Here is an 18,689-nt window from a genome sequence, read left to right on the forward strand (position 1 = left end):
TGAATAAATTTGCGATAGGTTATTTTTTGTGGGAAGGCTGATTTTAATAAAATTATACATTGTTTAATATTAGATATATTGTTTTGATTATTTTTTAATTGTCAAATCAGTAAAAAATTCTATTGATTTCAAGTAGATTGAAAATTTAATATGATAACAACGTAAAAAATTTAGAAGAATTAAAAAATTTTCACTTAATTTACACCCACATTAATAAAAATCATAATATTTAAAAGAATTAGTAAATGGAAAAGAATGTAACAGTACCAGCTAAAACTAAAAAGGGAGGTCTTAACCCTGTGATTACTATGATCATTTTAATTGCAATCGCAATGGGGATCTTCAAGTTTGTATTTGGAGCAGAAGGTAATTTCGAAGGAGGTGATGTAGAAAAAGGTAATCCTTTGAACTTTTTAGGAATTATTCATAAAGGAGGGGTGATTATTCCATTCTTAATGTCTTTCTTCTTTATGGTAATCGTTTTCTCAATTGACCGTGTTATCGCTTTAAATAAAGCTAAAGGAACTGGATCTGCTGAAAAGTTTGTAAATGACATTCGTGCTTTATTAAACAAAAATGAAATTAACAAAGCAATTGAATTATGTGACAAACAAAAAGGAGCTGTAGGTAACGTAGTTAAAGAAGGTTTAACAACTTACAAAGCTTTAGAAAACGACACAACGTTAAACAAAGAGCAAAAATTAGCTCAATTAGGTAAAACGTTAGAAGAAGCGACTACATTAGAAATGCCAACGTTAGAGAAAAACATGACTATTATCTCTACAATTGCTTCTGTAGGTACGTTAATTGCCTTAATGGGTACAGTAATCGGTATGATTAAAGCATTCTTCGCATTAGGTGAAGGAGGAGGGTCTCCAGATGCAGCTCAATTATCAGTAGGTATTGCCGAAGCCTTAATTAATACAGGTATGGGTATTGGTGCTTCTGCATTCGCTATTATTATGTATGCTTTCTTAACTTCTAAAATTGATGATTTAACATTCAAAATTGACGAAGTAGGAATGAGTATCCAACAATCTTTCTCTGCTCACAATTAATATTCAATTGACGAAGCCTTAGAAGGATAGTATAAGGACAAAATCAAACAACAAACAATTTAGAATATTAATTAATAATACAGAGAAAATGGCAAGAGTAAAACCAAAAAGAAGAGGTCCTTCGATGGACTTAACAGCTATGTCTGACATGGCTTGGCTTTTGTTAACTTTCTTTATTTTGACATCTAACTTTAGAGAACCTGAAGTTGTTCCTGTCGTAACACCAACATCTGTTTCGAACCAAAAAATGGCTGCTGAAAACATGATGATCATTAAAATTGATGGTGAAGGTAAGTTCTTATTCGGATTAGAAGAAAAAGATCGTATTCCTACATTAGAAAGAATGGGTGATAAGTACGGAGTAAAGTTTACAGATGCTGAAAAGAATGCATTCAAAAGCATAGTAGAGTTTGGTGTACCAATGAAAGAGATGAGAAATTATTTGAATCAGTCTGCTGATAAACAACAATCATATCATCCAGGTATTCCATTAGATACGATACCGAACAAAAATCAAGAATTAATTGATTGGGTATTTGAAGCAAAAGAAGTGAACCCAGATATTTTCTTAGCAATTAAAGGGGATCAAAAATCTGAATACAAAAAATTCAAAACTTTGATTCAACAATTGCAAGAAAAGAACATGAATAAGTTCCAGTTAATTACATCTCAAGAATAATTATTAAGAAATTAGAAAATGGCACAAATAGAAAGTCACGATGACGGTGGCGGAAAGAAAGTCCGTTCCAAAAAGAATTCGACGAAAGTCGATATGGCTCCTTTGGTTGATTTAGGTTTCTTATTAATTACTTTCTTTATGTTTGCAGCGACTTCGATCAAACCAAACGTAATGAACTTGAATATGCCTCCAAAGATTCCTAAGGAAGCTCCTAAACCGGATGTTGAAATTAAATTACAAAACTCTTTAACAATTCTTATTACAAAGGATAATAAATTGTTTTGGCACCAACAAGAAGAGGCAAGTTTAAATACTAGTAATTTAAATGAGACTGATTACTCTAAAATTCGTGAAGTTATTACAACAGCACAAAGTAGAGCTTTAGATAAAGATAAGTTTACAGTAATTATCAAACCAATGGATGATGCTACGTATGATAATTTAGTAACTATCTTAGATGAAATGGAGATTACGAAATCTACAAAATACGGTATCGTACCAGTTGCACCTTTTGAACAAAAAGTGTATGACGAGAAAGTAGGTAAATAATTAGTTTAATTGTTAAATTTAAAAGAATTAAAATGTCAGAAAATAACAACAAACTAAAATCCTTAGACGAGATTGTATTTGAAGGTAGAAATAAAGCGTATGGAGCTTATGACATGAGAATGTCTGAGAAGAGTACATTATTGAAAGCTTTCATTCGTGGATTTATAGTAATAGCGATTTTAGCTTTTGGTCTTATTGCATCTGCAACAGGAATGTTTAGTAATAAGAAGACAGAAGATGTAGTCGTAGATGTACAACTTGAAGATTTGAATATTCCTGAACCTCCAAAAGAGGAAGAAGTGGTGGAGCCAGAACCAGAGCCAGAACAACAAGAGAATCATTATCAAGAAGAGACAGCTCAGGTAAAAATGGTTATTCCAGAACCTAAAGCTCAACCTAAAAAGGAAGAAACTATTCCTGATGTTAAGGAAACAGTGAACAAAGATTTAGGTTTAGAGAATAGAGAAGGAAAAGAATCTAAAGGACAAGATGGTGGTGGACCGGTTAATTTAAACCCAGAAGCCCCTAAAAATACAGTTCAAACTCCAAAAACAGAGGATAAAGGTGAGAAACCTGCTGCTCCATCTACAGTAACTGCTCGTACAGCGGCTGTAATGGCGGTATATCCTGGTTGTGAGAAAGATGCTGCAAAAGGTAAACAAGCTGCAACAGATTGTTTATCTAGAAAGTTATCACAAGATTTAACTGATGAGTTGCAAGATTTTGCAAATGACGCTGCTGGTCAAGGTTTATCTGGTGTAGTAGCTGCTAAACTTTCTTTCCAAATTGACACTGAAGGTAGAATCGTTGGAATTTCTCCAATGGGTGATGCTAAGTTAGGTCCTGAAGCTAAAAAAGCTTTAGAGCGTATTACACAACGTCAACAAAGAAGAGGGAAAACGATCAAACCTGCTCAAACAGAAGATGGTCGTGCTGCGAAGTTGAATTTCAACATTCCAGTTAAAATGCAAATTGAGTAAAACTTAATTTCATATATAAAAAAAGAGGCTAAAATTAATTAGCCTCTTTTTTTGTGTTTAATTTTTAGACATATATTTATAATAAAATCTTCGTAGGTTTTAATTATCAGTTTTGATAAAATTAAAAAGCATCTTCAATTGTATGAAGATGCTTTTTTGATTATAAGAGTTTATTCTTAATTTAAAACGTAAAATCTTTTAATAAACTTGTATATCGTTCAATCCCGTGTTCTATTTCGGATAAATAAATATATTCGTCTGGTGTATGAGAACGAGCTGAATCTCCAGGTCCCATTTTTACCGTTTCAAAATTCATCATTGCTTGATCTGACATTGTTGGTGAACCATAAGTTGTACAACCTAATTCGATTCCTTTTTGTACAATTGGATGATTTTCTGAAATACGTGAAGAATTTAAACGTAACGAACGGGCTTTAACTTCTGCTTTAGGCAAACAACTTGAAATAATATCAACGACTTCTTGATTCGAGTACAATTCGTTTACACGACAATCTACAACCAAACGACATTCATCTGGTACAACATTGTGTTGCTTTCCTGCTTCGATTTGTGTAACCGTCATTTTTACTGGCCCTAACATATCAGAAACTCTTTCGAATTGATAAGTTTTGAACCAATTCATCACATCAATCGCTTCGTAAATTGCATTTACACCTTCGTTTCTTGCAGCATGTCCAGTTTTTCCTTTTACAATTACGTCCATTACAACTAAACCACGTTCTGCAATTGCCATGTCCATTTGCGTAGGTTCCCCTACAATTCCCAAATCGATTTTTGGTAAATTAGGTAAAATACTTGCAACATTTAATTGCCCTGAACTTTCTTCTTCAGCTGTGATTGCGACAATTAGATTAAATGGTAAATCATCATTCAAAAAATTGATATAAGTAGCTAATAAACTTACCGCAGAAGCTCCTGCATCGTTACTTCCTAAACCTACTAATTTATCACCTTCGATTGTAGCTTTTAATGGATAATACGTCCAAGAAGAACCAAATTTTACCGTGTCGTGATGAGAGTTTAATAAAATTGTTTTTTTGTTCTCATCAAAATTTGGATGAATACTCCAAACATTGTTATTCTGACGATGAGCTGTAGCACCATGATCAGTTAAAAACTTGAAAATAATATCGGCCGTTTTATCTTCTTCGCTCGAAAAAGATTGAGTTTCGATTAATTGACACAATAAATCGACAGCTTTCTTTTTGAGAACAGCTAATTCTAACATAAAATTGTTTTAATCTCTGAGTTAATGTTGCGCGCGTGTACCAAACATACATTTTTTACACCCGCATTGATTACTTTGAATGAATTGTCTAATTTCGGAATCATTCCTTCGAAAATTACACTTTCTTCTTTTAACTGCAAATATAAAGTTTCGTTAATTTTTGGGATTAATGTTGTGTCATCATTTACATCACGAAGTACACCAATTTTATCAAAACAAAAATTTAACTCTACTTCATTTTCTTGTGACATTGCAACCGCAATTGTAGATGCAATAGTATCTGCATTGGTGTTCAATAATTGTCCATTTCCGTCATGTGTAATCGCGCAAACAACAGGTGTAATATTGTTGTCAATTAATAATTGAAATAATTCTTTGTTGACGCTTTCATCATTCAAATCTCCAACAAAACCATAATCGATAGTTTTTACAGGACGCTTAGACCCTTTGATTGCGTTACCATCTGCACCCGATAAACCTAATGCATTGCATCCAAATTCTTGCAATTTAGAAACGATAGTTTTGTTCAAATTTCCGGCATATAATCCTGTCACAACATCCAACGTTGGTTTGTCTGTAATGCGACGACCTTCGATCATTTTTGGTTCGACTCCCAATTGATTTAACATCTTCGAAGCACCTTTTCCTCCTCCATGAACCAAAATTTTAGGTTCTTTAATTTCGGAAAACGTTTGTAGGAATTGTTCTAATTCTTGCTCTTTATCGATAATTCCGCCTCCTATTTTAATAATTTTCAACATTTTAATAAATATGTAAATTTTGTTTGCTTTTTTTTGGTGATACAAAAATATAATATTTAACTTTGCATCTCAGTATAATAACTGAATATCTTGTTGATTAATGGAAGAAATTACTGAAATTGTTCTTCTCAATTATGAGAGTGGCTTTCGCAATGAAAGCGCACCTTTTGGTTCTCATATTTTACTTAAGTGTGATGACAAAAGGTCATCTTTTCTCAATTCCTCTTTATTAATCGACTTTCCCTTAAATTATGTATGTTAGAATAGCAAATGCAGATGATGCCAAGTACACAGAATTGTTGTGCGAATGGTACGAAGAATCAGCTCGTATGAGAAAAACGGGTATTGCTAAACGAAATCCAGTTTATCTTGAACGCAAAATGCGTAATGGAAATGCTGTGATTGCTTTTGATGATGATGATCAAATAGCAGGGTTTAGCTACATAGAAACGTACGAAGAAGAAAAATTCGTCGTAAACTCAGGTTTAATTGTTCGTACAGATTTAAGGAGTTCAGGAATTGGACGCGAAATAAAACAGGCTGTTTTTGAATTGTCACGTACAAAATTCCCGAAATCAAAAATCTTTAGTATTACAACTTCTTTAGCTGTAATGCGTATGAACACAAAATTAGGATACAAGCCAGTAACATTTTCGGAATTAACACAATCTGATGAATTTTGGAATGGATGTAAAAGTTGTAAAAACTATCACATCTTGATTGAAAATGATCGCGAGCGTTGTATTTGTACAGGATTGGTTTATGATAACCTTGATGACGAGTACGCTAAGCGCGCATTAGAAAATCAATCAAAAAAAGAAGATGAATAAATATACGAACTAAGGTTTTTTTTTGTCTAAAATGAGTATATTTGCATGAAATTCCGAATAAATATTCAAAATGAGTAATAAAAAATACAGATTCCAGATTATAAAAGATTTAATAACAGATCAAGAAATAAGTAATCAAGACGAATTATTAAAAAAATTAATCGATTTAGAGATCACAGTTACTCAAGCCACTTTATCGAGAGATTTGCGCGAATTGAAAGTTTCAAAAGTTCCTAATAGTTCGGGACAATACATCTATCGCCTTACAGAAAGTGATGTTCCAACGGCAACCGTTACACATAACGAAAATGCAAGTTTGATTTTCTCTAAAAATTTGGGAGTTATCAAAACAAAACCAGGTTATGCAAACAGAATTGCTTTTGAGATTGACAACACACATTTCAATACAATAATTGGAACAATTGCTGGAGACGATACGGTATTAATCGTAATGAAAGAAGAGAGTAGCCGAGAAGAGGTTACCAATGAATTAAGAAGAATTATTCCCAATATAAACAAATAAACAAACAATGAGCAACAAAGCAGTTTTAGCTTACAGTGGAGGTTTAGATACATCGTACTGTTTGGTTAACTTAACAAAAGATCAAGGAATGGAAGTGCATACAGTAATTGTAAATACTGGTGGATTTTCGGCAGAAGAGTTAAAAGATATCGAAGAACGTGCCTACGAATTAGGATCTTCTAAACACGTTACAATTGATATTACAGACAAATATTACAACGATTGTGTTCGCTACTTAATCTACGGAAACATCTTGAAAAATAACACTTACCCATTATCAGTAAGTGCAGAACGTATGTTTCAGTCAATTGCAATTGCTCAGTATGCAAAAGATGTAGATGCAGAATACATTGTACATGGATCTACAGGAGCAGGAAATGATCAAATTCGTTTTGATGTTGCTTTTGCAGTTATCTCACCACAATCTAAAATCATTACACCAATTCGTGACGAAAAATTATCTCGTCAACAAGAGGTTGAATATTTACAAGCAAATGGTGTAAACTATAGTTGGGAAAAAGCTAAATACTCTATTAACAGAGGGATTTGGGGAACATCTGTTGGTGGAGTTGAAACATTAACATCTAACCAAGCGTTGCCAGAAGATGCTTATCCAACACAATTATCAAGAACAGAACCATCTGTTATCGAAATTGAATTTGAGAAAGGTATTCCAACTGCTTTAGATGGAGAAAAATTATCTCCAGTAGCTTTAATTCAAAAATTAAACGAAATCGGAGGTGAATACGCAATTGGTCGCGACATCCACGTAGGAGATACAATTTTAGGTATCAAAGGACGTGTAGGTTTCGAAGCGCCAGCAGCTTATTTATTAATCAAAGCACACCACTTATTAGAAAAACATACACTTACAAGATGGCAATTGTTGCACAAAGATTCGTTATCAAACTGGTACGGAACTTTATTACACGAAGCTCAATACTTGGATCCAGTAATGCGTGATATCGAAGCATTCTTAGAATCTTCTCAAAATCATGTAACAGGAAAAGTGAAAGTACAATTAAATCCTTATCATTTCTCAATGATTGGAATAGAATCGCCTTATGATATGATGCAATCTAAAGTCGCTACTTATGGAGAAGAAAACGAAGCTTGGGACAGTAGAGATGCAAGAGGTTTCATCAAAATATTCGGTAATCAATTAAAGATTGTTCATAGTTTCGATTAATTGATTCTTTAAAGTGGATTCCAACGAGTCCACTTTATTTTAGAAATATAGTATAGGTATTATACCTTAAAAAAAACACGCGCAAAACATAACAAATGACAAACAAAATTAACGTAAGCATTGTAGGAGGTGCTGGCTACACAGCAGGCGAACTGCTAAGAATATTGATACATCATCCGATGGTTAATATTTCGTCTGTGTACAGTACATCAAATGCAGGCAACCCCGTTACCAAAGTGCACGACGATTTGTTTGGAGAAACTGACATCGTATTTTCGAATAAAATAGACGAAAATGCTGATGTCGTTTTTTTATGCCTTGGTCACGGAAAATCGGCAGAGTTTTTACAGAACAATAAATACTCAGCGAACACAAAAATTATTGATTTGAGTAACGATTTTCGATTAAATGCGAACCACATTTTCGAAGATAGAACGTTTGTTTACGGTTTACCAGAATTAGACCGCGAAGCAATCAAAACAGCTCAAAATATTGCAAATCCAGGTTGTTTTGCAACAGCTATTCAATTAGCATTGTTACCATTGGCAGCGAAAAATGAAATCAAAAATGATATTCACATCAATGCTGTAACGGGTTCTACAGGTGCCGGACAAAGTTTATCTGCTTCTACGCACTTTAGTTGGCGAAATAATAACGTTTCTTTCTACAAAGAATTTACACATCAACATGAAGGTGAAATTTACCAAACATTGAATCAATTACAAAAAGATTTCAATAACAAAGTATATTTTTTACCAATGCGAGGAGATTTTGCGCGCGGAATTTTAGCAGGTGTTTATTTAAAATCTGATTTATCAGAAGAAGAATCAAAAAATATCTTCAACGAATATTACAAAAATGAGCCTTTTACACACGTTTCTGATGCTCCAATCGCTCTGAAACAAGTTGTAAATACAAACAAATGTTTTTTACACGTACAGAAACAAGATGATATATTGTTAATTACTTCTATCATTGATAACTTAACAAAAGGTGCATCTGGACAAGCCGTAGAAAACATGAACTTGATGTTCGGTTGGGAAGAAAACTTAGGACTTAATCTTAAAACGGTGGCGTTTTAAAAAGTTGTGAGTATTGAGTTATAAGTTTTGAGTATGCAAGATTATAGAAAATTACAAGTTTGGAATCGTTCACATCTCTTGGTTTTAGATTTATATAAAATTGTAAATCAATTTCCAAAAGAAGAACAATTTGGATTAATTTCTCAAATCAAAAGAGCATCATCTTTTATACCTGCAAATATTGCAGAAGGTTGTGGAAGAAACTCAAATAAAGACTTTGCTCAATTTTTAAATATTTCTTTAGGCTCTTTAAATGAAGTTACATACTTTATTTTGTTAGCTAAAGATTTGAATTATATAAATATTGAAGAATATTCAAAATTAACGGATGAGTGTAATGAAATTAAAGCAATGCTAATTGGATTAATAAATAAAATTAGAACAAGCGCTTAACTCATTACTCAAAACTCATCACTTAAAACTTATTAAATGAAACTATTCGACGTATATCCATTAATGAATGTAACTCCGGTTAAAGCTAAAGATTGTATACTTTGGGACGAAAGCGGAAAAGAATATTTGGACCTTTATGGAGGTCACGCAGTGATTTCTATCGGTCACTCTCATCCATATTATGTTGAGAAATTAACAGAACAAATTAATAATATCGGGTTTTATTCGAACTCAGTTAATATTCCGATTCAGCAAGAATTAGCAGAAAAATTAGGTAAAGCATCAGGTTACGAAGATTATACTTTATTCTTGATTAACTCTGGAGCAGAAGCTAACGAAAATGCAGTGAAATTAGCATCTTTTCATACAGGAAAAGATCGTGTAATTGCGTTCAAAGATGCGTTTCATGGACGTACTTCTGGAACAGTTGCGCTAACAGATAATCCAAAAATTGTTGCGCCTTACAATGCTCATCACAAAGTATCTTTCGTAGAATATAATATTGATGCAGTGAAAGAAGTAATTGCTGGAGGAGATGTTGCAGCGGTTATTTACGAACCAATTCAAGGAGTTGGAGGAATCATTTTACCTTCTGACGAATTTGTACAAGAATTAAGAAAAGTTTGTACAGAAAATGGAGTGGTTTTAATCGCAGATGAAATTCAATGTGGTTATGGACGATCTGGGAAATTCTTTGCGCATCAACATTCATGTATCAAAGCAGATTTGATTACGATGGCAAAAGGAATGGGGAACGGATTTCCAATCGGTGGAGTTTTAATCTCTCCAGAATTTAAAGCTTCTTACGGATTATTAGGAACAACTTTTGGAGGAAATCATTTAGCTTGTGCTGCAGCGGTAGCCGTTTTAGATGTGATTGAGCAAGAAAACTTAATCGAAAATGCAAAAGAAATTGGAGAATATGTTGGAATCCAATTAAATAAATTTCCAAAAATTAAAGAAGTTCGTGGTCGAGGATCAATGATTGGAATCGAGTTTGATTTCCCAATCGGCGAATTAAAAAATAACTTAGTTACAAAACACAATATTTTTGTAGGCTACGCTGGTACAAACGTTATTCGTTTATTGCCACCTTTAACAGTAACAAAACAATACATAGATAAATTCATATCAGCTTTAGAAACTGAAATTAACATTATCATCAATGGATAAGACAGTAAAATTAGTATTCCAAGACGGATTAGAAATCGAAGGAAAATCTTTCGGTGCGTATACTTCTGCCGCAGGAGAAGTAGTATTCAACACAGCTTTGGTTGGATATAATGAAAGTTTGACTGACCCTTCTTACAAAGGGCAGATTATGGTGATGACAGCTCCAATGATCGGAAACTATGGTGTTCCAGATGATAAAGCAATGATTAATGAAATTGAAGCTTGGATGGAATCGAACCAAATTCAAGTAACTGGTTTGGTTGTTTCTTATTATGCTGATGATTATTCGCATTGGAACGCTATTCAAAAATTAGGAGCTTGGTTAGAAAGTCAAAACATTCCTGGTATTTATGGAGTTGATACACGTATGATTACAAAAAAATTACGTGAGCAAGGTTCTACTTTAGGAAAAATTGTTGCTGATACAGATGTCGCATATTACGATCCGAACGAAGATAATTTAGTAGATCAAGTTTCTTGTAAAGAAGTGATTCGTTACAACGAAGGTGCTGATATCAAAATTGTTTTGATTGATTGTGGAGTGAAAAATAACATCATCCGTTGTTTTGTAAATCGTGATGTTGAGGTAATTCGAGTTCCTTGGGATTATGATTATTCAACATTAGAATATGATGGATTATTTATTTCGAATGGACCTGGTGATCCAGCTTTATGTATTCCTACAATTAATAATATCAAAGAATCTTTGAAAGGAGATAAACCAATTTTCGGAATTTGTTTAGGAAATCAATTGGTTAGTTTAGCTGCTGGAGCATCTACTTTCAAATTAAAATACGGACACCGTTCACATAATCAACCTGTACAATTAGTTGGAACAAAAAGATGTTTTATTACATCTCAAAACCACGGTTTCGCAGTAGATGATTCTAAATTACCAGAAGGATTTAAAACATTCTTTACGAACTTAAATGATGGAACGTGTGAAGGAATTCGTCACGAATCAAAACCAATCTTTACAGTTCAATTCCACCCAGAAGCAATGGGAGGACCAGTTGATACAGAATATTTATTTGATGAATTCATCGAAGAAGTAAAAAAATATAATAACGCAAACGCATAATCAGAATCACGATGTTAAAAAAAGATATTAAAAAAGTATTAGTATTAGGATCAGGAGCATTAAAAATTGGTCAAGCAGGTGAGTTTGATTACTCTGGTTCGCAAGCGTTAAAAGCGTTAAAAGAAGAAGGAATTAAAACAGTTTTAATCAATCCAAATATTGCAACTGTTCAAACTTCTGAAGGTATTGCAGACGAAGTTTATTTCTTACCTGTAACACCTTACTTTGTAGAAAAAGTTATTCAAAAAGAAAAACCAGACGGAGTTTTAGTAGCCTTTGGAGGACAAACAGCTTTAAACTGTGCGGTTGAATTAAATAAAGAAAATATATTCGAGAAATATGGTGTTGAGGTTTTAGGAACTCAAATTCCAGTAATTGAAGCAACGGAAGATCGTGATATTTTCATCGAAAAATTAGACCAAATTGGTGTTTTAACCGCTCGTTCAGAAGCAGTAGAAACTGTAGAAGACGCAATGGCAGCTGGTAAACGCATCGGTTTCCCATTAATCATTCGTGCGGCGTACGCTTTAGGAGGTTTAGGTTCTGGTTTCGCAAATAACGAAGAAGAATTATTAGATTTAGTTGAAAAAGCATTCAATTATTCTTCTCAAGTTTTAGTGGAAGAGTCATTAAAAGGATGGAAAGAAATTGAGTACGAAGTAGTTCGTGATTCTTACGATAACTGTATCACAGTTTGTAACATGGAGAACTTCGATCCGATTGGAGTTCATACTGGAGAGTCAATCGTTATTGCACCTTCTCAAACTTTATCAAATTCAGAATATCATAAATTACGTGAAGTTGCCATTCGCACAATTCGCCATCTTGGTGTAGTTGGAGAATGTAACATTCAATATGCTTTCGATACTGTTTCAGAAGAATATCGTGTAATCGAAGTGAACGCTCGCTTATCTCGTTCGTCAGCTTTGGCGTCAAAAGCAACAGGTTATCCTTTAGCTTTCGTGGCTGCTAAATTAGCTTTAGGTTATTCTTTAGATGAGTTGAAAAATAGTGTAACGCAAACGACATCTGCGATGTTCGAACCTGCGTTAGATTATTGTGTAGTGAAATTGCCTCGTTGGGATTTAAATAAATTCTACGGTGTTCGTCGTAACATTGGTTCTGCAATGAAATCTGTTGGAGAAGTTATGGCTGTTGGACGTTCTTTCGAAGAAGCAATTCAGAAAGGAGTTCGTATGTTAGACATCGGACATAGAGGTTTCGTAGCAAATGGATTCAAAATTCCAGAAGGTGAATCTTTGGATACGTGGTTAGCTGAGCCAAATGACGAGCGTTTATATGCGATTACTGAAGCTTTCAAAGCGGGATATTCGATTGAAAAAATTCACGATTTAACAAAAATCGATTTATGGTTTTTACAACGTTTAGAAAGAATTTTTAATGTATCAAAAGAATTTGAAGCGTTAGAAAGATTTGAACAAGTTGAAGCAGATTTAGTAAAACGTGCAAAATTATTAGGATTCTCGGATCAACAAATTGCAGTTTTAGTAAAAGGAGATCAAAACGTACACAGAAACGAATTAACAGTTCGTGAATTACGTAAAAACTTCGGAATTAAACCTGTTGTAAAACAAATTGATACGTTAGCAGCAGAATTCCCAGCACAAACAAATTATTTATATGTAACCTATCACGGAACTGAAAATGATTTGGAGCCAGAAACTGAGAAAGCAGTTTGTATTTTAGGATCTGGAGTTTATCGTATTGGTTCGTCTGTAGAGTTTGACTGGTGTTCTGTAAATGCAGCGCATACAGCATCAAAAAATGGTTACAAAACAATTATCATTAACTATAATCCAGAAACGGTTTCGACAGATTATGATGAGTCAGATCGTTTATACTTCGAAGAATTGTCTTTTGAACGTGTAATGGATATTTTAGATTTTGAACAACCTGAAGGAACAATTATTTCGACAGGAGGTCAAATTCCGAATAATTTAGCGATGAAATTGTACGATCAATCAATAAATATTTTAGGAACTTCTCCTTTAAGAATTGATGATGCAGAAAATCGTCACAAATTCTCAGAAATATTAGATGAATTAGGAATCGATCAACCACGTTGGAAAGAGCTTTCTTCTTTAGAAGCGATTCACAAATTTGTGGAAGAAGTTAATTTCCCAGTATTGATTCGTCCTTCTTATGTCTTATCTGGAGCTGCGATGAACGTAGTTTCAAATACGCACGAGTTAGATGCTTTCTTGAAATTAGCGAAAGAAGTTTCTCCTGATTATCCAGTTGTAGTTTCAGAATTCGTGCAAGGTGCAAAAGAAATTGAGTTGGATGCAGTTTGTCAAAATGGAGAAATTGTAGATTACGCAGTTTCTGAACACGTAGAATTTGCGGGAGTTCACTCAGGAGATGCAACAATGTATTATCCACCACAAAAAGTGTACATCGAAACAATTCGTCAAATGCGTAAAGTTGCAGCGAAAATTGCAAAACGTTTCGAAATTTCTGGACCAATGAACATTCAGTTCTTATCAAAAAATAATACAGTTCGTGTTATCGAAACTAATATTCGTGCTTCTCGTTCGTTCCCATTCGTATCGAAAGTTGCAGGAAATAATTTAATCGAAAAAGCAACAAAAGTTTTATTAGGATTAGAAGTAGAAAAGGGACATTCAGAAATCGTTTACGATTTAGATTATGTTGGAGTGAAAGCTTCTCAGTTCTCATTTACACGTTTAGCAGGAGCAGATCCAGTTTTATCAGTAGACATGTCTTCGACAGGAGAAGTTGGATGTATCGGTGATACAGCGGAAGAAGCTTTATTAAAATCAATGCTATCTGTTGGGTATGAAATTCCTGAGAAAACAGTTTTAATTTCTGGTGGACCAATTGTTTCTAAAGTTGCTTTGTTAGAGCCAGCGAAACAATTAATCGCAAAAGGTTACAAAATTTATGCAACAGAAGGAACGCACAAATTCTTTACAGAAAATGATGTGTATTCTACACTTGTTTACTGGCCTTCTGATAAAAAAGAGCCAAATGTAATGTCTTATTTACATGACAAGAAAATTGATATGGTGATCAACATTCCGAAAAACTTAACAAAAGCGGAATTAGACAACGATTATCAAATTCGTCGTACAGCAGTAGATTTCAATATTCCGTTGGTTACAAATGCACGTTTAGCTTCGGCTTTCATCAATGCATTTACAACCTTAACAATGGATGATTTAAAAATCAAAACTTGGAACGAATACCGTAATAAATAGAAATTAGAATCTAGATATTAGAAGTTAGAAAGCCTCGCAAATGCGAGGCTTTTTTTATGTTGTTTTTTTTGAATTTGTCATTCCGAAAAAGGAGGAATCTAATTTAATGTGAAGATGAATTCGTTTCAGGATCACATTAATTAAGTATTAAAACAAAAAATCCATTTCGAGAGAAGTGGATTTTAAAATATGTAAAAAAATAATTTTCTTAAAACTCAGCAAAAAAAGCTTCTACTTTTTCTACGCCGTTTGCGTCAAGAGCTTCTAATAACTCTTTTTTAATTTCTGTTAATTCTTTCTTTTTTGCTTTTTTCAAAACTGGTTTTGCAGTTTCCAAAAAGTTTTCGATTTGTTCTAAACCACGAGAACTTAAGAATTTTTCGTCTGTTTTTTTCAATTTAGCGTAAACTTGTACCAACATTCTACATTGTTCCAAAGCCAAAACGTATTCTTTTACAGTTTCTAACGTAATCATATAATGCAACATCAATTGTACTGAAGGCATATTACGTTGATGACCAAATTTCGTGTATTTTTCTAGTGCAATTCCAAAAGATTCTTTACTACGTTCGATATTTTTATTTAAAGCTGCAGAAATGACAACATTAAACCAATCGTCTGAATTATCAGAGTTTTGAGCGATATCGAAAAATGCATTATCCGCATTCTCAAAATCTTGTAAACTATAATATGATAACGCAATTAATTTCTTAGCATCGTACAATTGTTTTGGGTCTTTTGCATCCAATAAACCTTCACAAATTTTGATACACATCTCGAAATTGCTGTTTCCAAATAAATCTCTCGCAGTGTTCAACAACGAATTAGTCGCATTCTGTTCCAACGCTTGCTCGTACATAAATTGACGTGCTCTCAAAACATCCTCGTATGTGATATAATCGTAATTGATTTTCATTTTTTTTCGTCTCTTTGTTAATTCGCAACTAAATTAATTAAATCTTTAAGAAAGTACTTAATTATTTATCTTTTTTTAATAAATGTCGAATCACCGTTTCTGCCGCATGCAATCCGAATAAACCAGGCATCCACGAATTAGTTCCGTAAAACGATTTTTTATAATTTTTTCCGTCCGTTAATTTTACCGAAGATTCATCTGGAACTTCTGTCGAAAAAACAGCTTTTACACCTTTATTAATTCCTTCTTTTTTTAATCGTTTTCTAACATTTTTTGCCAACGGACAAACATCTGTTTTGCTAATATCACGCACTTGTACTTTGCTTGCCAAATATTTTCCTCCAGCGCCCATATTGCTGATTACTTTAATTTTTTTGCGTTTTGCAGCTAAAATCAAATTAATTTTTGGTGTAACAGAATCGATGCAATCTAACACATAATCAAAATCTGGTGTGACGATTTCGTGTGTACGTTCTGGACTCAAAAATTCGTTGATACGCGTTAATTCTAATTCAGGATTAATGTCCATTAAACGATCGCCAACGATGTCTACTTTGTTCATTCCAACAGTTGAGTGTAAAGCGGGTAATTGTCGATTAATATTTGTAATATCAACAGTATCACCATCAACAATTGTCATTTTTCCAACTCCTGCGCGTGCGATAAATTCTGCGGCAAAAGAGCCAACTCCACCTAAACCAACAACTAAAATGTTCGAATTTTTTAGGATTTCTAAACCTTCTTCTTTGAATAATAATTCAGCTCTTTCTTGCCAAACTGCCATTGAAATGTATTTTAATTATGATTGAACTTCGTAACCGAAAACTGCTTTCCAATTTTTCGCTTGTTGAAGTTGTAATTCCTCGATTGTAATTTTTCTCAAATCCGCTGCAAAAGTATAAATTTCTTCAATAGAGATTTCGCTTGCATCATTCTCCAAAAAGAATTGATTCGCGGAAAGATTTGCAAATATAATTTGTAAGTTTTTGTTTGATAGAAGATTTTTACCAAAAGATGCAAAACAATTTTGCGCAATAATTTGATTGAGTAATTGCTCATTCTTATTGAAACCATGAAAAATAAACGGAATCGTCAATTTCATTTGTTTTCGAATGTGTAAAATTTCTTGATAAGCGCGAACCGAATGTATAATGACTGGAAGTTGATGTTGGGTTGCAATTTCTAATTGTTTTTCAAAAACATTGATTTGTAATTCAAAATCTGTTTCGCACAATTTATCCAATCCAATTTCACCAATCGCCAAACAGTTTTTATTCGAAATAGTTTGATTGATAATTTCGATTTCTTCCTCTATTGATGAGGTATTGATGTAAGCTGGATGAATCCCAATCGAAAACAATTTTGCTTCATTATTCAACTCATTTGGAAACTGATTATACAATTCCAAAACATCTGTTTGATGAACTAAATGATGTGTATGCGCGTTGAGAAACATAGTTCAAATTTAATCTTTTTCAATGATTTTCCGAAATGTTAAAATAGGAATAGAATTTGCTGTAGGAATTTCAATGAATTCAGATCATATTTTAAGTCCAAAAATGTTGAAGTTTTTGCCATGGCTTGGTGCGATGGCAATTTTTATGCAAGCTTTGGACGCTACAATTTTAAATACATCATTGCCTACAATCGCAAAAGAATTAGGAAAATCTCCTTTGGAAATTCAGTCGATTATCGTTACGTATACATTAACAATCGCTTTGTTAATTCCTTTGAGTGGTTGGCTTTCGGATAAATATGGAACGAAAAAAGTTTTTCAATCAGCGATATTGATTTTTACACTTGGATCCACACTTTGTGCGTTTGCCACAACTTTGCCTTTTTTAGTGATTTCACGCGTCATACAAGCGATTGGAGGATCGATGATGGTTCCCGTTGTGCGTTTAGCAATTTTGTATGCTTATCCAAAAATTGAATTATTAAAAGTGATAAATTTTATCACCATTCCAGGATTAATAGGTCCACTTCTTGGACCAACAATTGGAGGTATTTTGGTTGAAACTTTATCGTGGCATTGGATTTTTATTGTGAATATTCCATTCGGAATTATTGCACTTTGGATGACAACTTTTGCGATACCCGATTTTAAACATCCAGTTTTTAAATTTGATATCAGAGGTTTGATTCTTTTTAGTGGAGGAGTTACTGTCTTAACATTGATTATGGAATTGACATCTTCTCGTGTGATTGGGCTGCAAACTGTATTAGCATTGACTGTAGTTTCAGCCTTTTTGATTGGGTTGTATATTTATCATGCAAAACATAAACAACATCCTTTAATCGATTTGAATTTGTTTAACATTAGAACTTTGCGAATTGGTATTATAGGAAATCTTATTACACGATTAGGAATTGGAGGAATACCTTTTCTTATTCCGCTTTTATTGCAAGTTGGTTATGGATATTCCGCTACTGTAGCGGGATTAATTATGATTCCATCTGCAACAAGTAACATTATTGCAAAATCGTTTGTTGTGCCAATTGTGAATAAATTTGGTTATCGAAATACGTTGATTTCCAATACAATGATTTTAGGATTAATCATTTGTATGTTTTTCTTTTTAGAATCGAAATCACCAATTTATTATATCATTCCGTTAATGGTTTTGAATGGATTTTTTAGTTCGATACAATTTACAGCGATGAATACCTTGTCTTTAGCCGATTTGGACGAAAATACATCCAGTGAAGGAAATAGTTTATTGTCGGTCACACAACAATTGTCATTAACTTTTGGAATATCTGTAGCCGCATTAATTTTAGGCGTTTTTAGACAAGCAGGATTTGTAAATGGAGTGGAAGTACAAGCTTTCCGTTATTCATTTTTGACGATGGGTGTGATGACAATTTTATCAACTTACATCTTTTTAAAACTAAGAAATTCTGATGGCGCTTCGATGTCGGGGAAGAAATAAAATTTAGAACATAAAAAAATCTCTACTTGGTAGAGATTTTTTTCGTTTTAT

18 protein-coding genes are annotated in these 18,689 nt (G+C 33.3%); 13 read left to right on the top strand and 5 right to left on the bottom strand.

The features are described 5' to 3' along the window. Positions 1 to 245: 245 nt before the first annotated feature. The 4 genes from B4G36_RS12455 to B4G36_RS12470 all read left to right on the top strand — a co-directional run bounded on the left by B4G36_RS12455 (position 246) and on the right by B4G36_RS12470 (position 3,266). A complete protein-coding gene (locus tag B4G36_RS12455) occupies positions 246 to 1,058 on the top strand; it encodes a MotA/TolQ/ExbB proton channel family protein (RefSeq protein WP_291064227.1) in 813 nt (270 codons plus the stop codon). An 88-nt stretch (positions 1,059 to 1,146) separates the two neighbouring features. Beyond that, positions 1,147 to 1,737 carry a biopolymer transporter ExbD gene (locus B4G36_RS12460; protein WP_291064228.1) on the top strand — a complete coding sequence of 197 codons (591 nt, stop codon included), beginning with the start codon at positions 1,147 to 1,149 and terminating at the stop codon, positions 1,735 to 1,737. A gap of 18 nt (positions 1,738 to 1,755) precedes the next feature. Beyond that, the gene (locus tag B4G36_RS12465; RefSeq protein WP_114999087.1) at positions 1,756 to 2,286 is read left to right on the top strand and encodes an ExbD/TolR family protein; all 531 of its coding nucleotides are present in this window, start codon (positions 1,756 to 1,758) and stop codon (positions 2,284 to 2,286) included. A gap of 32 nt (positions 2,287 to 2,318) precedes the next feature. Next, positions 2,319 to 3,266, top strand: a complete 948-nt coding sequence (locus B4G36_RS12470) for a hypothetical protein (RefSeq protein WP_291064229.1) — start codon at positions 2,319 to 2,321, stop codon at positions 3,264 to 3,266. 181 nt (positions 3,267 to 3,447) lie between these two features. Here the strand turns inward: B4G36_RS12470 and B4G36_RS12475 are convergent, their stop codons facing one another. After that, complete coding sequence (locus B4G36_RS12475; protein WP_291064230.1) at positions 3,448 to 4,515, bottom strand: M20 family metallo-hydrolase; 1,068 nt, start codon at positions 4,513 to 4,515, stop codon at positions 3,448 to 3,450. Next, the gene (argB, locus tag B4G36_RS12480; protein ID WP_291064231.1) at positions 4,509 to 5,276 is read right to left on the bottom strand and encodes an acetylglutamate kinase; all 768 of its coding nucleotides are present in this window, start codon (positions 5,274 to 5,276) and stop codon (positions 4,509 to 4,511) included. The genes B4G36_RS12475 and argB overlap by 7 nt, the downstream gene beginning before the upstream one ends. 251 nt (positions 5,277 to 5,527) lie before the next feature. On the opposite strand from argB, the gene B4G36_RS12485 reads away from it, so the two are divergent. From B4G36_RS12485 to carB, 8 genes are all read left to right on the top strand, one after another. Then, positions 5,528 to 6,106 (top strand): GNAT family N-acetyltransferase, encoded by a 579-nt coding sequence (locus B4G36_RS12485; RefSeq protein ID WP_286496055.1) that lies wholly within the window; start codon positions 5,528 to 5,530, stop codon positions 6,104 to 6,106. 70 nt (positions 6,107 to 6,176) lie between these two features. Continuing rightward, entirely contained in the window at positions 6,177 to 6,629 is a 453-nt protein-coding gene (locus tag B4G36_RS12490) for an arginine repressor (RefSeq protein WP_286496057.1), read from the top strand. Positions 6,630 to 6,636: 7 nt separating this feature from the next. Further along, positions 6,637 to 7,818: an argininosuccinate synthase gene (argG, locus tag B4G36_RS12495; protein WP_286496058.1), complete on the top strand. Its 1,182-nt coding sequence runs from the start codon at positions 6,637 to 6,639 to the stop codon at positions 7,816 to 7,818. Between the two features lie 95 nt (positions 7,819 to 7,913). After that, the gene (gene argC, locus B4G36_RS12500; RefSeq protein ID WP_291064232.1) at positions 7,914 to 8,900 is read left to right on the top strand and encodes an N-acetyl-gamma-glutamyl-phosphate reductase; all 987 of its coding nucleotides are present in this window, start codon (positions 7,914 to 7,916) and stop codon (positions 8,898 to 8,900) included. 33 nt (positions 8,901 to 8,933) lie between these two features. Further along, positions 8,934 to 9,293 (top strand): four helix bundle protein, encoded by a 360-nt coding sequence (locus tag B4G36_RS12505; RefSeq protein ID WP_291064233.1) that lies wholly within the window; start codon positions 8,934 to 8,936, stop codon positions 9,291 to 9,293. Between the two features lie 36 nt (positions 9,294 to 9,329). Then, positions 9,330 to 10,466 carry an aspartate aminotransferase family protein gene (locus tag B4G36_RS12510; protein ID WP_291064234.1) on the top strand — a complete coding sequence of 379 codons (1,137 nt, stop codon included), beginning with the start codon at positions 9,330 to 9,332 and terminating at the stop codon, positions 10,464 to 10,466. Then, positions 10,459 to 11,547 carry a glutamine-hydrolyzing carbamoyl-phosphate synthase small subunit gene (gene carA / locus B4G36_RS12515; RefSeq protein ID WP_291064235.1) on the top strand — a complete coding sequence of 363 codons (1,089 nt, stop codon included), beginning with the start codon at positions 10,459 to 10,461 and terminating at the stop codon, positions 11,545 to 11,547. Before B4G36_RS12510 ends, carA begins: the two co-directional genes overlap by 8 nt. 11 nt (positions 11,548 to 11,558) lie before the next feature. Further along, positions 11,559 to 14,789, top strand: a complete 3,231-nt coding sequence (gene carB, locus B4G36_RS12520) for a carbamoyl-phosphate synthase (glutamine-hydrolyzing) large subunit (protein ID WP_291064236.1) — start codon at positions 11,559 to 11,561, stop codon at positions 14,787 to 14,789. Positions 14,790 to 14,997: 208 nt separating this feature from the next. Here the strand turns inward: carB and B4G36_RS12525 are convergent, their stop codons facing one another. The 3 genes from B4G36_RS12525 to B4G36_RS12535 form a co-directional block, all read right to left on the bottom strand. Then, positions 14,998 to 15,705, bottom strand: coding sequence for a hypothetical protein (locus B4G36_RS12525; RefSeq protein WP_291064237.1), 708 nt, complete (start codon positions 15,703 to 15,705; stop codon positions 14,998 to 15,000). Positions 15,706 to 15,766: 61 nt separating this feature from the next. After that, on the bottom strand, positions 15,767 to 16,489 hold the full coding sequence (locus tag B4G36_RS12530) for a tRNA threonylcarbamoyladenosine dehydratase (protein ID WP_038336843.1): 723 nt from the start codon (positions 16,487 to 16,489) through the stop codon (positions 15,767 to 15,769). A gap of 15 nt (positions 16,490 to 16,504) precedes the next feature. Beyond that, a complete protein-coding gene (locus B4G36_RS12535; RefSeq protein WP_291064238.1) occupies positions 16,505 to 17,161 on the bottom strand; it encodes a TatD family hydrolase in 657 nt (218 codons plus the stop codon). Between the two features lie 73 nt (positions 17,162 to 17,234). Here B4G36_RS12535 and B4G36_RS12540 point away from each other — a divergent pair, with 73 nt between their 5' ends. Beyond that, on the top strand, positions 17,235 to 18,638 hold the full coding sequence (locus B4G36_RS12540) for a DHA2 family efflux MFS transporter permease subunit (RefSeq protein WP_291064239.1): 1,404 nt from the start codon (positions 17,235 to 17,237) through the stop codon (positions 18,636 to 18,638). The last annotated feature ends 51 nt before the right edge of the window (positions 18,639 to 18,689 follow it).

This window comes from Empedobacter sp. UBA3239, assembly GCF_002362875.1.
Lineage (GTDB): Bacteria > Bacteroidota > Bacteroidia > Flavobacteriales > Weeksellaceae > Empedobacter > Empedobacter falsenii_B.

Bases quoted from the DNA above. Each gene is read 5' to 3' on its own strand.
- B4G36_RS12455 (WP_291064227.1), top strand. From the start codon at position 246: ATGGAAAAGAATGTAACAGTACCAGCTAAAACTAAAAAGGGAGGTCTT.
- B4G36_RS12460 (WP_291064228.1), top strand. From the start codon at position 1,147: ATGGCAAGAGTAAAACCAAAAAGAAGAGGTCCTTCGATGGACTTAACA.
- B4G36_RS12465 (WP_114999087.1), top strand. From the start codon at position 1,756: ATGGCACAAATAGAAAGTCACGATGACGGTGGCGGAAAGAAAGTCCGT.
- B4G36_RS12470 (WP_291064229.1), top strand. From the start codon at position 2,319: ATGTCAGAAAATAACAACAAACTAAAATCCTTAGACGAGATTGTATTT.
- B4G36_RS12475 (WP_291064230.1), bottom strand. From the start codon at position 4,515: ATGTTAGAATTAGCTGTTCTCAAAAAGAAAGCTGTCGATTTATTGTGT.
- argB (WP_291064231.1), bottom strand. From the start codon at position 5,276: ATGTTGAAAATTATTAAAATAGGAGGCGGAATTATCGATAAAGAGCAA.
- B4G36_RS12485 (WP_286496055.1), top strand. From the start codon at position 5,528: ATGTATGTTAGAATAGCAAATGCAGATGATGCCAAGTACACAGAATTG.
- B4G36_RS12490 (WP_286496057.1), top strand. From the start codon at position 6,177: ATGAGTAATAAAAAATACAGATTCCAGATTATAAAAGATTTAATAACA.
- argG (WP_286496058.1), top strand. From the start codon at position 6,637: ATGAGCAACAAAGCAGTTTTAGCTTACAGTGGAGGTTTAGATACATCG.
- argC (WP_291064232.1), top strand. From the start codon at position 7,914: ATGACAAACAAAATTAACGTAAGCATTGTAGGAGGTGCTGGCTACACA.
- B4G36_RS12505 (WP_291064233.1), top strand. From the start codon at position 8,934: ATGCAAGATTATAGAAAATTACAAGTTTGGAATCGTTCACATCTCTTG.
- B4G36_RS12510 (WP_291064234.1), top strand. From the start codon at position 9,330: ATGAAACTATTCGACGTATATCCATTAATGAATGTAACTCCGGTTAAA.
- carA (WP_291064235.1), top strand. From the start codon at position 10,459: ATGGATAAGACAGTAAAATTAGTATTCCAAGACGGATTAGAAATCGAA.
- carB (WP_291064236.1), top strand. From the start codon at position 11,559: ATGTTAAAAAAAGATATTAAAAAAGTATTAGTATTAGGATCAGGAGCA.
- B4G36_RS12525 (WP_291064237.1), bottom strand. From the start codon at position 15,705: ATGAAAATCAATTACGATTATATCACATACGAGGATGTTTTGAGAGCA.
- B4G36_RS12530 (WP_038336843.1), bottom strand. From the start codon at position 16,489: ATGGCAGTTTGGCAAGAAAGAGCTGAATTATTATTCAAAGAAGAAGGT.
- B4G36_RS12535 (WP_291064238.1), bottom strand. From the start codon at position 17,161: ATGTTTCTCAACGCGCATACACATCATTTAGTTCATCAAACAGATGTT.
- B4G36_RS12540 (WP_291064239.1), top strand. From the start codon at position 17,235: ATGAATTCAGATCATATTTTAAGTCCAAAAATGTTGAAGTTTTTGCCA.